This window comes from Acinetobacter sp. P1(2023) (assembly GCF_028367635.1).
In the GTDB taxonomy this organism is placed as follows: domain Bacteria; phylum Pseudomonadota; class Gammaproteobacteria; order Pseudomonadales; family Moraxellaceae; genus Acinetobacter; species Acinetobacter pittii_E.
Map to the genome: position 1 here is coordinate 63591 of NZ_JAQNDD010000007.1, position 13970 is coordinate 77560.

14 protein-coding genes are annotated in these 13970 nt (G+C 41.1%); 2 read left to right on the forward strand and 12 right to left on the reverse strand.

Features of this window, described 5'->3' with window-relative positions; all coding sequences use genetic code 11:
- Positions 1 to 6: 6 nt before the first annotated feature.
- Positions 7 to 234: a hypothetical protein gene (locus POD11_RS11900; protein ID WP_005803268.1), complete on the reverse strand. Its 228-nt coding sequence runs from the start codon at positions 232 to 234 to the stop codon at positions 7 to 9.
- Positions 235 to 524: 290 nt separating this feature from the next.
- Here POD11_RS11900 and POD11_RS11905 point away from each other — a divergent pair, with 290 nt between their 5' ends.
- Positions 525 to 944: a hypothetical protein gene (locus tag POD11_RS11905; RefSeq protein ID WP_171067949.1), complete on the forward strand. Its 420-nt coding sequence runs from the start codon at positions 525 to 527 to the stop codon at positions 942 to 944.
- A 49-nt stretch (positions 945 to 993) separates the two neighbouring features.
- Here the strand turns inward: POD11_RS11905 and POD11_RS11910 are convergent, their stop codons facing one another.
- Complete coding sequence (locus tag POD11_RS11910) at positions 994 to 1755, reverse strand: ferredoxin--NADP reductase (protein WP_262457285.1); 762 nt, start codon at positions 1753 to 1755, stop codon at positions 994 to 996.
- An 86-nt stretch (positions 1756 to 1841) separates the two neighbouring features.
- Between POD11_RS11910 and gigC the strand changes: the two genes are divergently transcribed.
- Positions 1842 to 2726 carry a LysR family transcriptional regulator GigC gene (gigC, locus tag POD11_RS11915; RefSeq protein WP_009393857.1) on the forward strand — a complete coding sequence of 295 codons (885 nt, stop codon included), beginning with the start codon at positions 1842 to 1844 and terminating at the stop codon, positions 2724 to 2726.
- 19 nt (positions 2727 to 2745) lie between these two features.
- Here the strand turns inward: gigC and POD11_RS11920 are convergent, their stop codons facing one another.
- From POD11_RS11920 to nuoG, 10 genes are all read right to left on the reverse strand, one after another.
- On the reverse strand, positions 2746 to 3039 hold the full coding sequence (locus POD11_RS11920) for a cold shock domain-containing protein (RefSeq protein WP_005803269.1): 294 nt from the start codon (positions 3037 to 3039) through the stop codon (positions 2746 to 2748).
- Positions 3040 to 3154: 115 nt separating this feature from the next.
- A complete protein-coding gene (gene upp, locus POD11_RS11925) occupies positions 3155 to 3790 on the reverse strand; it encodes a uracil phosphoribosyltransferase (protein WP_002120045.1) in 636 nt (211 codons plus the stop codon).
- A 100-nt stretch (positions 3791 to 3890) separates the two neighbouring features.
- Positions 3891 to 5384 (reverse strand): NADH-quinone oxidoreductase subunit NuoN, encoded by a 1494-nt coding sequence (gene nuoN / locus POD11_RS11930; protein WP_016142090.1) that lies wholly within the window; start codon positions 5382 to 5384, stop codon positions 3891 to 3893.
- Between the two features lie 2 nt (positions 5385 to 5386).
- Positions 5387 to 6985, reverse strand: a complete 1599-nt coding sequence (nuoM, locus tag POD11_RS11935) for an NADH-quinone oxidoreductase subunit M (protein WP_002120006.1) — start codon at positions 6983 to 6985, stop codon at positions 5387 to 5389.
- A gap of 1 nt (position 6986) precedes the next feature.
- Entirely contained in the window at positions 6987 to 8876 is a 1890-nt protein-coding gene (gene nuoL / locus POD11_RS11940; protein WP_224993317.1) for an NADH-quinone oxidoreductase subunit L, read from the reverse strand.
- The gene (gene nuoK / locus POD11_RS11945) at positions 8873 to 9181 is read right to left on the reverse strand and encodes an NADH-quinone oxidoreductase subunit NuoK (protein WP_000529822.1); all 309 of its coding nucleotides are present in this window, start codon (positions 9179 to 9181) and stop codon (positions 8873 to 8875) included. The genes nuoL and nuoK overlap by 4 nt, the downstream gene beginning before the upstream one ends.
- Positions 9181 to 9699: an NADH-quinone oxidoreductase subunit J gene (gene nuoJ, locus POD11_RS11950; protein WP_014205902.1), complete on the reverse strand. Its 519-nt coding sequence runs from the start codon at positions 9697 to 9699 to the stop codon at positions 9181 to 9183. The genes nuoK and nuoJ overlap by 1 nt, the downstream gene beginning before the upstream one ends.
- On the reverse strand, positions 9699 to 10241 hold the full coding sequence (gene nuoI, locus POD11_RS11955) for an NADH-quinone oxidoreductase subunit NuoI (RefSeq protein ID WP_002120012.1): 543 nt from the start codon (positions 10239 to 10241) through the stop codon (positions 9699 to 9701). The genes nuoJ and nuoI overlap by 1 nt, the downstream gene beginning before the upstream one ends.
- Positions 10242 to 10259: 18 nt before the next feature.
- The gene (gene nuoH, locus POD11_RS11960; RefSeq protein ID WP_004703499.1) at positions 10260 to 11276 is read right to left on the reverse strand and encodes an NADH-quinone oxidoreductase subunit NuoH; all 1017 of its coding nucleotides are present in this window, start codon (positions 11274 to 11276) and stop codon (positions 10260 to 10262) included.
- Between the two features lie 3 nt (positions 11277 to 11279).
- Positions 11280 to 13964 carry an NADH-quinone oxidoreductase subunit NuoG gene (gene nuoG, locus POD11_RS11965; protein WP_262457286.1) on the reverse strand — a complete coding sequence of 895 codons (2685 nt, stop codon included), beginning with the start codon at positions 13962 to 13964 and terminating at the stop codon, positions 11280 to 11282.
- Between the last annotated feature and the right edge of the window lie 6 nt (positions 13965 to 13970).

The following is a 13970-nucleotide window of genomic DNA, read 5'->3' on the forward strand; positions in this document are numbered from 1 at the left end:
AGCTTATTACCCTTTATAAATATTCAAATCTGAAGTGCTCTTAATGACATGTGGTGTGGCCTCATGTTGAAAAGCGGCTTCTTCTTTAGGTGTTTTGCTGTGATCAGCAACCATGTAGACGATCAATGCAATAAGAAAAAGCCCAACAATAATTAAAATGTAAACTGGCAATCTTCTTTTTTTCGCAGTTTCTTCAGGACTCGTCACATGAGGTGGTTTTGAAAAATCATGCATCTTCTTTCCCCTCTTCTTTTATCATTAACTTTATAATCATCATAGCAATTTGGTTTGTTGCATTGTGTGAAAAAGCATTATGCTAAGGTGTCTGTAGTTGCAAAACTCTACTATTAAAATCATAAAAACAGTATAAAATTTAGGCGAAATTATTTTAACCTTTAAAAATAATGATGAGTTATGCCCGAGCTTCTTCAATGTTCTATTTGTAATACAATATGTTTTAGCGCTCACTTTTTATAAAATAGGCTATAATAAGCCCCCTTGTTTTAAAGCTGCTCTATTTTATGATGTATCGTCAGCAAAACGTAACACTTGATCTCGACACTGACGTCACACATCAATGTTATTTACATCAGACGAGAGACGAACATCTCATTGGTATTATTGAATTTAATAAACCAAGTTATGAACTCAAATGGGGTGATTTAGAGTATTTTCGTCGCCGTACTGAAGAATTTTCCGTCATGCCGTTTCCTGACTGCATTAATGCCATGATTGTTGATATTCGTAATATCAATATTTTTTTGGACAATGAAGTTCCGATTTTACCTTGGCGTTTGCTTGAAGAAGACTGCCCTGTTCGCTTAGTTGTCCCTCAAGATCGTTTGGAACATTATGCAGGTCTTTTTGAACCAACTTGGCTTTCAACTGATGTAGATAGTGCAATCGCAGAAATTCGCGAATTTATGGATATGTTTGTCCACTAATAAACATATCCATAAAATTAATTTTTAAGTAATTCCAAAATAAGATTTATTACCAGTAATTTTCTACCGCAATATTTCCCTCACCTCGACGATTCATCGTCAAACCACGTCGTTTTAAAGCCTCTTTAGTGTCATCTACCATTTGCGGATTTCCGCAAAGCATGACATGGCTAGTGGCAGGGTTCAGTTCTATACCAGCAGATTTTTCTAGTTCACCATTTTCAATCAAAATTGGTAAACGCTCATGTAACGGTGCAGATGGATCACGGGTAATAATTGAAATAAATTTAAAACCATTGTGCCCTTCTCCAAAAGTTTCAGCAATCTCTTGAATACGATCGACATACGCTAATTCAGCTTCAGTACGGACACTGTAAACCAAATTAATCTTTTGATAATTAGTCCAAGTTTCAAAGTCTTGTAGCATCGATAAAAATGGAGCTAAACCTGTACCTGTTGCCAGTAACCATAAATCATGCGGTAGAGGTTGTTGATAGCGAGCTAAGGTCAAATAGCCATAAGGTATTTTTTCTAAGTAAAGCTCATCATCTACTTTTAGATGTTGAAGATTTGATGTAAATGCACCATCGGGCACTACAATTGAAAAGAATTCAAGCGTTTCATCAAATGGTGAGGAGACGACCGAATAAGCACGAACAACAAGCTCATCTCCAACTTTCAGCCCAATACGTGCAAATTGCCCAGCCGTAAATTTAAAATGTGCAGGGCGAGTCATGGTGAAACTGAAAAGAGTTGGGGTCCAACGGTGTACAGATAAAACTTTTTCTACGCTAAATTTTTCAATTGACATGATTTCAACGTGGCATGAAATAGTGCGCTCATGTTAGCATGACAGCCGAAATAATGAATACTTTTAAACGTTAAGGCTGTTTAAACATGCGCATGACATTACGCCAGTTGGCTGTTTTTGTAGCAGTCGCTCAAGAAGGAACTGTCACTAAAGCCAGTGATGCGGTCAGACTGACGCAAAGTGCAGCAAGTATGGCTTTAGCAGATTTAGAGGATGGCCTTGGTGCTCCTCTATTTGATCGTTTAGGTAAACGATTACAGCTTAATGATTTAGGTCGCTTTCTATTACCACAAGCCCTAGAAATATTAGGTCGCTGTGAAGCTTTTGAACAAGCTGCAAAAGGTGAATTGCAAAGCATTGATTTACGTATTGGGGCCACTTTAACGATTAGTGATTACCTCATGCCAGATTTAATGGCAAACTTTTTACAGCATCATCCTAAAGCGCATTTGCAATTACAGGTGGGCAATACACGCCAAATGATTGAAGCAGTTAATCAATTCCAACTTGATTTAGCTTTAATTGAAGGATCATGCCATTTACCTCAGCTCCAATGTATCCATTGGCGTGATGATGAGCTTGCAGTATGCTGTTCCCCAAATCATCCATTAGCACGTTTAAATAGACCTTTAACAGCTCATGATTTTCTTCAAGTCGAATGGATTTTACGTGAAGAAGGTTCAGGAACGCGTGAAGTGTTTGATAACGCTATATTGCAAGATCTACCAGACGCAAATATTCGCCTCACCCTAGGTCACAATGAAGCAATCTTAAAAATCGTTGCTGGCGGTTTAGGTATGTCATGTATTTCTAAACTTGCTATTGAACCCCTAATTGAAAAGGGACAATTAGTAATTTTAGATACACCATTCTGGCAGCTTACCCGTCCACTTTATATGTTGGTACACCGTCAAAAGTATCAAGGCCCTGGTCTGAAAGCATTCTTACAATTTTGTGAAGATCAGGTTTAAAACCTGATCTTTTCATTCATTAACGTCGAAAATTTGACAACAATTCGCTTGTGATCGCTTTATTGTGATCCGCAATTTTATTTTTCTTGGTTTTCGCAGGATTTGGGTCAACACGCTCAATTTTGATCGCTTTAAATTTGCCCTGATTATCCGCGGCAAGAAATCTTACTTTTTCATTTCTTTTCGGTTCGCCCTCTGATGCAGGGAAATCAGAAATATGAAAGAAAATATCTCCTTCAGTAGTTTCAATAAAACCAAACCCTTTATCAGGGTTATATTGTTTTACCCATCCAGTATAAAACTCTTGCTTCATGATCTTTCCCCTACTTTTCCAATCCAGTTGTTGCGGTAAATAAAAAAGAGACTCACGATTCCGTTTTAAAATTATACGGTTTAATGAAGTCTCTTTTTATTACGATTTCAAAAAATTAATCTTTTTGTACACTACCAAAAATTTTATCGCCAGCATCGCCCAAGCCAGGAACAATATAACCTTGTTCATTTAAGCCATTATCAATAGATGCTGTATAAATTTGCACATCTGGATGAGCTGCTTCAACTTTAGCAACACCTTCTGGAGCGGCAACTAACACCATAACACGGATATCTTTACAACCACTTGCCTTTAACACATCAATAGCAGCAACTAAAGAATTACCTGTTGCCAACATTGGATCAATAATCATCGCAAGACGGTTAGCGACATCTGGAACTAATTTTTTATAATAAGTACGAACTTCTAATGTTTCCTCATTACGCTCAAGACCTAAAACACTCACTTTTGCGCTTGGAATTAGGTTAAGTACACCATCCAACATACCAATTCCGGCACGTAAAATCGGTACAATCGTTATTTTCTTACCAGCAATACGCTGTGTAGTAACAGTTCCAGCCCATCCATCAATTTCGCAATCCACAACTGGTAAATCTTTTGTTGCTTCATACGTCAATAACATAGTCACTTCCTGAGCAAGCTCACGGAAGTTCTTGGTACTGATATCAGCACGACGTAACAAACCTAATTTATGACGAATAAGTGGGTGACGAATTTCTTGAATGGCCACAGATGTTACCTAAAAATATAAAAACGTATTTATTATAATCTTTTTTTAATGCTCAATAAAAAAAAGCCTCCAGTTTTGGAGGCTTTTTTGTACACCAGACTTACTGTTGTGAAAGCATGAAATGTAATGGAGATAAAATTTCTGCTTTTAATGCCAAATTAATCATTGGATCTGGGTAAACACCCAAAATAATAACCAATGCAGCAGCAGCCAATACCATTAAACCACCCACTTTTTGTCCCCAATGAGCATCTGCATCAATACGAGGAGTTTCTGGTGGTGTCATATACATTACAACCATCACACGTAAGTAATAGTACAAACCAATACCACTACCCACAATAATCATTGCAGCTAAGAACCAGTGTTGAGTTGTTACAGCTGCCATTACCACCAAGAACTTACCAATAAAGCCTGCTGTTAATGGAATACCAGCCAAAGACAACATCATGACTGTTAAAGTTGCTGTAAGTACTGGACGGCGCCAGAACAAACCACGGTAGTCTGCAAGACTTTGTGCTTCATCTACGTTGTTATATGGGCTAGACATTAACGCTACCGCACCAAAGGCACCGATAGTTGTTAATACATAAGACACCACATATACAGTTACACTGCCCAAGCTTGCATAAGTCATGCTAATTAAAGCAATTAACAAATAACCAAAATGAGCAATAGATGAATAACCAAGAATACGTTTTAAGTTAACTTGACGAACAGCGAGTAAGTTACCAACCAAAATCGACAATACAGCAATGATTGTCAAAATAGTTACTAACGAGTTCACCATCATTGCGCCCGAAGCAAGCATATAGCGCACGAATAAACCAATTGTTGCAACTTTAGCAGCAGTCGCTAAGAAAGTTGCCATTGGTGCTGGCGCACCTGCATATACATCCGGTGTCCATTTATGGAACGGCGCAAGCGACAATTTAAATGCAACAGCAAAGATAATAAGTGCTAAACCTAATAACACCATTGGCTGTTTGATTGCTTCAAATAATGCTTGTACAGAATCATAGAATGAAAGCGAACCAGTATATGCATAGATATATGCCATACCCATCAACAACATTGCAGAAGCTGTTGCTGAAAGTACAAGGTATTTAATACCCGCTTCAAGTGAATTACTACGTTGATACGTATAAGCAAGTAAGCCATACACAGGAATCGACATTAACTCAAGGCTAATGAAGAACGACGCGTAGTGAGAACTTGCAACCATCAACATTGCACCTGCTACTGAAGCAAGTAACAAAAGGTATAACTCTTCGCGGTTGTCTTTATAAGTTTCGATATAAGCGTGAGACAAAGTACAACAAGCCAATGCCGCAATCAAAATCATAAATTGATAGAACATGGTAAATGGGTCAACCATAAACATGCCCATCACATTTGCCGGTACAAATTTACCGCCAAATACTGCAAATAAAATATAAAGTGCAGCGAGGTTTAAACCAACAACAGAAGTCGTTGCGATTAAATTATGATTACGCTTAATAGAAATTAACAACATGACGACGATTGTTGTCAAAGCAACAATCATCACCGGAGTTAAAGGCATAAGCGTAGAGTATGATACTGTGAAGTTCATGATTATTGGATCTCCACATGGTCAAGTTGAGTAGCTGTTTGCTGAACAGTTTCAACGACTTCTTGTACTGGCACATAACTATTGACCAACCACTGCATGCTTGAATGAGATACATCCAAGAATGTTTGTGGGTAGATACCAAGCCAAACGAGACCAATCGCACAAATCATCAAAATACCAACTTCACGAGCAGATAAGTCTTTCAATGGACTAGTGTAATGTTGCTTTTGTTCAGGATTTGGTTCACCAAACAAAGCACGGTGAATCAAGATCAAGCCATATAAACCTGCGAATACGAGGCTGATAGAAGCAAGAATCGTGAAGACAGGATATTTATTAAATGAACCCATCAAAATCAGGAATTCACCAATAAAGTTACCTAGACCTGGCACACCTACAAGAGCAGCAACGAAGAACATTAAGAAAAATGGCAAGTACTGAAGCTGGCCACGAAGACCACCCATTAAACGTAAATCACGTGTATGTAAACGTTCGTAGATTTGACCAGACATAATGAACAATGCAGCTGATGACAAACCATGTGCCAACATCATGATCATTAGACCTTGGAAGGTCAAAATGTTACCTGCGTAGATCGCAAGTAAAATAAAGCCCATGTGTGAAATCGACGTATACGCAAGTAAACGTTTCATGTCAGTTTGCTGATAAGCACACCATGCGCCGTAGAAAATACCAATCAAACCGAAAATAATCGCAATGTCTGCAAATTGTGCAGAAGCTGTCGGGAAGAATGGAATAACAAAACGAAGTAAGCCATACGCCGCTGTTTTAATCAAGATACCCGCTAAGTCTACAGAACCTGCTGTAGGTGCTTGAGCATGCGCATCTGGTAACCAACCGTGTAATGGGAATACTGGTAACTTCACCGCAAAACCGATGAAGAAACAGATCATGAAACCGTATGCTAAGCCTGCAGGTAAGTGGTTAGCTACAGCTAATAAATAGTTGTAATCGAAACCGATCATGCCTGTCATCATGTAGCCATAAACCACAAGACCAAGGATACCGATTAACATCACTAGACCAGCAATCTGCGTGTAAAGGAAGAACTTAGTCGCAGCGTAAACACGTGAACGACCGTTTGAACCTTTATGACCCCATAACGCAATCAAGAAGTAGATTGGTACAAGCATCATCTCCCAGAAGAAGAAGAACAAGAACAAGTCAATCGCTAAGAATACACCGATAACGCCACCTAAACTCCATAAGAGGTTTAAATGGAAGAAACCAACGTTCTTTTGAATCTCTCCCCATGAACAACCAACAGCAAGTACACCAAGTAACGCTGTTAATAACACCATGAGTAAAGATAAACCATCCACAGCTAAGTGAATGCCAATACCGAGTGATTGAATCCACGGTAAATAGAACTCAGCAGACCAAGTTGGGATTTTAGAACCCAACTCGTAGCTATAAGTTCCACTTTGCCAAAGCGCAAGGCCTAAGCCCAAAGTAATGAGCATACCAATTAAGGCAATCCAGCGTGGCAAAGTTTTGTCGAGCTTATCGACTAACCAACAAATAAAACCGGCAATGAACGGAACAAGGATCAGCGCGGGTAAAATTAAATTGTTTTCCATTTTATTTCCCCACTACCTGAATAACGATCAAGATCATCAATAACACCACTACACCGAGTGACATGCTTGATGCGTATTCACGCAATGAACCTGTTTGACGTGAGCTTGTAAAACTGTTTCCGCCTTTCACAAGTGCAGGAAGAACCAACCACAAACCGTCAATCGGATCACGGCCAAAGATTTTGGCGAAGAATAAATAAGGTTTAACAAAAACGATGTCATACAACGCATCAAAACCAAAAGCGGTACGGCAAATATGTGCCAAACCTGAACCCAAACTTGTTTGAGCAAATGATTTCACTGCACCGTAAGCAAATGTAAATAATGCTATACCAACAACTAGACCAACTAGCGCAATACCTACCGCTAAATGCTCTGCCCCATGCATGCCTTCTACAAATTGTTCAGCTACATGGAATTCAGGAATTTTTGCAGTATTCAGAATACCTGCTACTGGTGCTTTTAAGATTGCACCTACAAAAGTAGACAATACAGCTAAAATACCCAATGGTGCCCAGTAAGTTGCACCTTTAATTTCATGGTAAGGCGTGTTTTCTTGACCAAAGAATACAACCCAGATTAAACGGAATGTATAGATTGAAGTCAGGAATGCACCTGCTACACCCACCCAATATAAGGTGTGATATAAAGCAACTGATTGACCTTGTACCCAAACTTCACCAAGAATCGCATCTTTAGAGAAGAAGCCGATAGTCAAGAATGGAATCGCTGCTAATGCACCGCCACCAATCGCGAAACAAGCAAACAGGAATTTGTTACGTTTGAACAAACCACCCATTTTGAAAATGTTTTGCTCATGATGGTAAGCCAAAATAACCGCACCAGAAGACAAGAATAATAATGCCTTAAAGAATGCGTGAGCCAACATGTGGAACAAGCCAGCTTGATAAGCTTCCGCACCTACAGCCATAAACATATAACCCAACTGACTCATTGTTGAGTAAGCCAAAATACGTTTGATATCTGTTTGAACAAGTGCAGCAAAACCTGCAACTAACAAAGTTACCGCGCCAGTTACTGAAATGAATTGCATCACTTCAGGAGCAAGTTCAAATACGCTGAATAGACGACAGCATAAGTACACACCAGCCGTTACCATTGTTGCAGCGTGGATCAATGCAGAAACAGGTGTTGGACCTGCCATCGCATCTGCCAACCATGTTTGCAATGGAATTTGAGCAGATTTACCGGCAGCACCTAAGAACAACATTAATGCAGTCCAGATGGTAAGTGATGAGCTCTTCGTCATTACTTCTGCTGCGTGTTCAACGATGTACTGAGTATTTAGCGTACCAAATTGTTGGTAAAGCAAGAATAGAGCAATAAGCAAGAATACGTCACCAACGCGGGTCACTGTAAACGCTTTGATCGCTGCCCAACCATTTGCAGGGTTTGCATAATAGAAACCGATCAGCAAGTAAGAGCAAAGACCTACGCCTTCCCAACCCAAGAATAACAACGCCAAGTTGTCACCCAATACAAGCACAAGCATGCTGGCAACGAACAGGTTGAAATAAGAGAAGAAACGCGCATAGCCCTCTTCACCACGCATGTACCATGACGCAAAGATGTGGATTAAGAAACCAACACCCGTGATCATGCCCATCATGAGTAAAGATAAGCCGTCTAGATGTAAGCTAATGCCAGGGGCAAAACCGCCAACATTGAACCATGTCCACAAGTTTTGAACAAAAACTTGCTGACCACTCGTGGTAAATGCCATTCCAGCAATGAGTGCAAATAATGCAGATAAACCTACAGAACCTACACCAATAACTGCTGCAACGTTTTCAGAGAGTTTGTCTCGTCCCGCCGCCAATAAAATAAAACCGATTAGCGGAAATAATACTGTTAGATATAAATAACTCATCCGCGCATCTCACTAGCAGCATCCACATCCAAATGATGGAAGCGATGATAGAACTGAAGGACAATCGCAAGACCGATACATGCCTCTGCTGCTGCAAGGGTCAAAATCAGGATGAACATTACTTGCCCATCTGGTTGTGCCCATACGCTACCCGCAAGAACAAATGCCAATGCTGCAGCATTCATCATGATCTCAAGGCTCATTAACATAAATAATAGGTTGCGTCGCACCATTACACCGTAAAAACCGAGTGCAAAAAGGATGGTTGCAACAATCAAACCATGTTCTAAAGGAATCTGGCCCATTATTCTTTTTCCTCTTCTGCACCTGGTTCACGTTTACCTAAGTGGTATGCTGCAACAAGGGCTGCTAGCAATAACATCGCGGCAACTTCAACCAATAATAAATAGTGAGTAAAGAGTGCTTGACCAACGACTTTTGGTCCAATCACTTGTGCCCCAAGCGGTGCTGAAATAGTAGTGTATTCACCACCAAGCATCCAAACTAAAAGCAAGCCGAGTAAGAAACTCATGAGTGCTGGATATGCCCAAGCATCTGAAGAAAGCCATTTACGTTCTTGTTCAACGGTGTGTTGACCTAAATTCAACATCATCACCACGAAGACAAACAGAACCATAATCGCTCCGGCATAGACGATGATTTCAAGAGCACCTGCAAAAGGCGCCCCCACGATCATGAAAATACCAGCAACAGCAAGCAATGAAACAATTAGACTAAGTAAAGCGTGTACAGGGTTCGTGTTAGTCACTACACGAACCGTAGAAACGATGGCCACGAGTGCCATCAAATAAAACGGCCACATCATGGTAATAGACTCCGTACATCGATTGGTGCACTTTCTTTTTGTGCTTGACCTTTCTCTTTACCGTTAATCGCCATACCCGTTACACGGTAGAAGTTGTAGTCTGGATATTTGCCCGGACCTGAAATGAGTAAGTTTTCTTTCTCATAAACAAGATCTTGACGTACGTATTCGCCTAACTCGAAGTCTGGTGTGAGCTGAATCGCAGTTGTTGGACATGCTTCTTCACACATACCGCAGAAAATACAACGTGAGAAGTTGATACGGAAAAACTCCGGATACCAACGACCATCTTCTGTTTCTGCTTTTTGTAATGAAATACAGCCAACTGGACATGCAACCGCACATAGGTTACATGCTACGCAACGCTCTTCCCCATCAGGGTCACGCGTTAATACGATACGACCACGAAAGCGTGGCGGCACAATCTGTTCAGCCGGAACTTCTGGATATAAAATCGTGTCACGTTTACGCGTTGCATGGCTAAATACCATGAGTAACGTACGTACAATTGATCCAAATCCAGCTAGAAATTTATACATTTTGTACTCCCTGCTGTCCTAGGCCTGATTCATCAGAATCACAGCACCAGTCACTAACAAGTTGACCAACGCCAATGGCAAACAAATTTTCCAACCAAAGTTCATGACTTGGTCATAACGTGGACGCATTAAAGAACCACGTGCCAATACAAACATCATTACAAAGAATGCTGTTTTAATCACAAACCAGAATACTGGCGGAACAAATGGAATTTCTAAATTGAATGGTGCTAACCAGCCACCGAAGAATAAAGTCACGATCAATGCAGAGATCAGTACTACGTTGACATATTCAGCAACGAAGAACATACCCCATTTCATACCACCATATTCAACATGGTAACCTTCAGCCAATTCTTGTTCTGCTTCTGGTTGGTCAAATGGATGACGGTGAGTTACCGCAACACCAGCAACCACAAAAATCAAGAAACCTAAGAATTGTGGAATAACGAACCAAACATCACGTTGTGCTTCAACAATTTCACGAAGGTTAAATGAGCCTGCAATTGCAACCACACCCATCAATGAGATACCCAAGAACACTTCATAAGAAATGGTTTGAGCAGCCGAACGTAAACCACCAAGCAATGAGTATTTGTTATTTGAAGCCCAACCACCAAACAATACTGCATAGACAGCAATACCGGCCATTGCCATGAAGAACAGCAAGCCGATACTCATGTCGGCAACACCCAGTGAAGGACTCACTGGGATTACCATGAACGAAAGAACCGCTGTTGCCATTGCAACAGCTGGTGCTAAACGGAATGTAAGTTTGTCAGCAAACTTTGGTGTCCAGTCTTCTTTGAACATGATCTTGAGCATGTCGGCAACGATCTGGAACATACCACCAGGACCAACACGGTTTGGACCATAACGGTCTTGCCACCAAGCAAGTAAACGACGCTCAATAAAAGACATCAACGCTGCAACTAAAACTACAACAAGCAAAATCACAACTGCTTGAACGACAGCGTAAGCAATCGGCCAGTTTTCAGCCCAAAGTGGCGTTTGACGTATAATTTCTTGATTCATGAATTACACTCCTAAAGCCACTGAAACAGGCTCAGCTAGTGACACCATTGGTGCTAAACCAACTGGGTAACCAATATAACCTGTAGGTAAATATTCAATTACTTGTACCGGCAAGCTCACAGTCGTTTCGCCTGCTTTTACCGTAATGCGTTGACCTTCTTGAAGGTTCAAACGAGTTGCATCTTGTTCGCCCACTGCAAACACAGCTTCAGGAATACGAGTTTCCATTGCAGGTGTTTTAATCGTGAATTCACCAGAACCAAAAATATGATGCATTGGTACTAAACGGAAACTTTCAGGGTTTGCAACAACCGGCACTGGAGCAACATAGCTACGTGCAGGGCGTTTTGCCAAGCGATCGAATAAACGAACACCCGAATCACCACCTTTTAAGTGACCACCGACTTCATCTTGGTATTTGTTCCAAGATTGTGGAGAGTTCCAACCTGGAGCCCATGCAAATGGTACTAATGATGATGCTTTTTGCGGGCCAACATAACCTTCCATTGAGAATGTTAATGCTGAATCAGGATCGGTAGGCTGTTTAGGCTCATGAACCGATAACGGCGCACGCATTGCTGTACGACCCGAATAACGACGTGGTTCACGCGCGATTTTTAAGCCATGTACACGGTAACCAGCATCAGGTGCTACATCTTGGATAGCTTCGAGTACTGGTACATTTTTCACGATGCTTTCAATTACATCGTCAAGCAATGTCCAATCTATAGCCTTACCTTTAATGCCAGTTTCAATGGCATGTAACCAACGCCATGATTCTTTAATTGCGTATTCAGGTTTGTAGTAACTTGGATCGTAAACTTGATAGAAGCGCTGTGCACGACCTTCTTGGCTTACAACAGTACCATCACCCTCTGCAAAGCTTGCTGCTGAAAGAACGATATCAGCCTGTTTCACAGTTTCAGTTTCACTGTGATCAAGCACAATTACTGTTTCAGCTTTATCTAATGCAGCTTTTACTTGTGCAGCAGGTAAACGACGGAACAAGTCATTTTCAACAATAACCAGTGTGTCGTAGTCTTGAGCAAATGCTTGTTCAAGGCTTAAACCACCAAACAATGCCAAGCCCATAGAGTTCACTTCAGGAACTACAAGACTTAAACCAGCTTTAGAACCTAAGTTCTGAGTTAACTGTGCAGCAGCTTCCATAATAGAAGCATCTTGCAAGCTTGTACCCGCAATAATTAATGGTTTGTTTGCTGCTTTTAGAGTGTCAGCAATGGTTTGAGCAAATGCTTTTGCATCTTCATCTAAACCACTTACAACTTCACCACTCACTGCCGCAGCAACTGCAAAGCCTAAACGCGCGATGTCATTTGGAGAAGCAACAACTTCACCAGTTGCAATGTCAGCAAGACGAGTTTGAGTTGCAGCTAAAATGTAAACCGGAGATTTTGCTTCTTGACCAATACGTTGTACAGGCTCAGCTAACCAATCTGGTGTACGTGTTTTTGCAGCCATTTCGCGTGCTTTGTTTTTCGCAGCTTGGCGAACAGACAATGCCATGCGAGGTGCAGTTTGAGTTAGGTCTTCACCTAAGATCAGAACAGCATCATAGCTTTCAATTTCACGCATGTTCGGGTTGTAAATACCCTCGGTTTGCATGATAGATGCAGCAAGTTCAACAAGCTTTTGCTCTTTTTGTGCAATACCAGTTGAGTAATTTGCCTGACCTACGAGCTCACGTAATGCGTAGTTTGATTCCAAGCTTGCGCGAGGAGAACCAATACCCAAAACTTTTTTGCCTTGAAGCTTCGCAATCGCTTGATCGAGAGCTTGATCGACAGAAACAGTTGCAACAGTTTCGCCATTACGGAACTGAGGCTGACGTGGACGGTCTGCACGGTTGACATAACCTGTGCCAAAACGACCTTTGTCACAAAGGAAGTATTGGTTAACCGAACCATTAAAACGGTTTTCTACACGACGAATTTCACCATAGCGTTCACCCGGAGAAATATTACAACCAGAAGAACAGCCTTGACACACGCTTGGTGCATACTGCATGTCCCACTTACGGTTATAACGCTCTGAATGAGTCTTATCAGTGAATACACCTGTTGGACATACTTCAGTCAAGTTACCAGAGAATTCAGACTCTAAAGTACCTGATTCCGGACGACCAAAGTAAACACGAGATGCATTGGCATATACGCCAAAATCTGTACCGCCTGCATAGTCTTTGTAGTAACGAACACAACGGTAACAAGCAATACAGCGGTTCATTTCATGCGCAATGAATGAGCCGAGTTCTTGGTTGTAATGCGTACGTTTTGTAAAACGATAGCGACGACGGTCATGACCTGTCATTACAGTCATATCTTGTAAATGACAGTGACCACCCTCTTCACAAACTGGACAGTCGTGCGGGTGGTTGGTCATCAAAAATTCAACAATAGATGCACGGAAATCCGTTGCTTCTTTGTCTTCAATTGAGATATAGGTATTGTCAGATGCTGGTGTCATGCAAGACATGACCAAACGACCACGCGTATCTTCTGGATTCGCATATTGCGTAACAGCACATTGACGGCAAGAACCAACCGAACCTAAGGATGGATGCCAACAAAAATATGGGATGTCGATGCCCAGACTCAAACATGCTTGTAGCAAGTTTTCCGAGCCGTTGACTTCATACGATTTTCCATCGACATGAATTGTAGCCATAGTCGA

Coding starts and splice junctions, on each gene's coding strand:
- POD11_RS11920 (WP_005803269.1), bottom strand. CDS start 3,039: ATGAAGCAAGAGTTTTATACTGGATGGGTAAAACAATATAACCCTGAT.
- nuoJ (WP_014205902.1), bottom strand. CDS start 9,699: ATGTGGCCGTTTTATTTGATGGCACTCGTGGCCATCGTTTCTACGGTT.
- nuoN (WP_016142090.1), bottom strand. CDS start 5,384: ATGAACTTCACAGTATCATACTCTACGCTTATGCCTTTAACTCCGGTG.
- nuoI (WP_002120012.1), bottom strand. CDS start 10,241: ATGTATAAATTTCTAGCTGGATTTGGATCAATTGTACGTACGTTACTC.
- nuoG (WP_262457286.1), bottom strand. CDS start 13,964: ATGGCTACAATTCATGTCGATGGAAAATCGTATGAAGTCAACGGCTCG.
- nuoH (WP_004703499.1), bottom strand. CDS start 11,276: ATGAATCAAGAAATTATACGTCAAACGCCACTTTGGGCTGAAAACTGG.
- nuoL (WP_224993317.1), bottom strand. CDS start 8,876: ATGAGTTATTTATATCTAACAGTATTATTTCCGCTAATCGGTTTTATT.
- POD11_RS11900 (WP_005803268.1), bottom strand. CDS start 234: ATGCATGATTTTTCAAAACCACCTCATGTGACGAGTCCTGAAGAAACT.
- nuoK (WP_000529822.1), bottom strand. CDS start 9,181: ATGGGCCAGATTCCTTTAGAACATGGTTTGATTGTTGCAACCATCCTT.
- gigC (WP_009393857.1), top strand. CDS start 1,842: ATGCGCATGACATTACGCCAGTTGGCTGTTTTTGTAGCAGTCGCTCAA.
- POD11_RS11910 (WP_262457285.1), bottom strand. CDS start 1,755: ATGTCAATTGAAAAATTTAGCGTAGAAAAAGTTTTATCTGTACACCGT.
- POD11_RS11905 (WP_171067949.1), top strand. CDS start 525: ATGTATCGTCAGCAAAACGTAACACTTGATCTCGACACTGACGTCACA.
- nuoM (WP_002120006.1), bottom strand. CDS start 6,985: ATGGAAAACAATTTAATTTTACCCGCGCTGATCCTTGTTCCGTTCATT.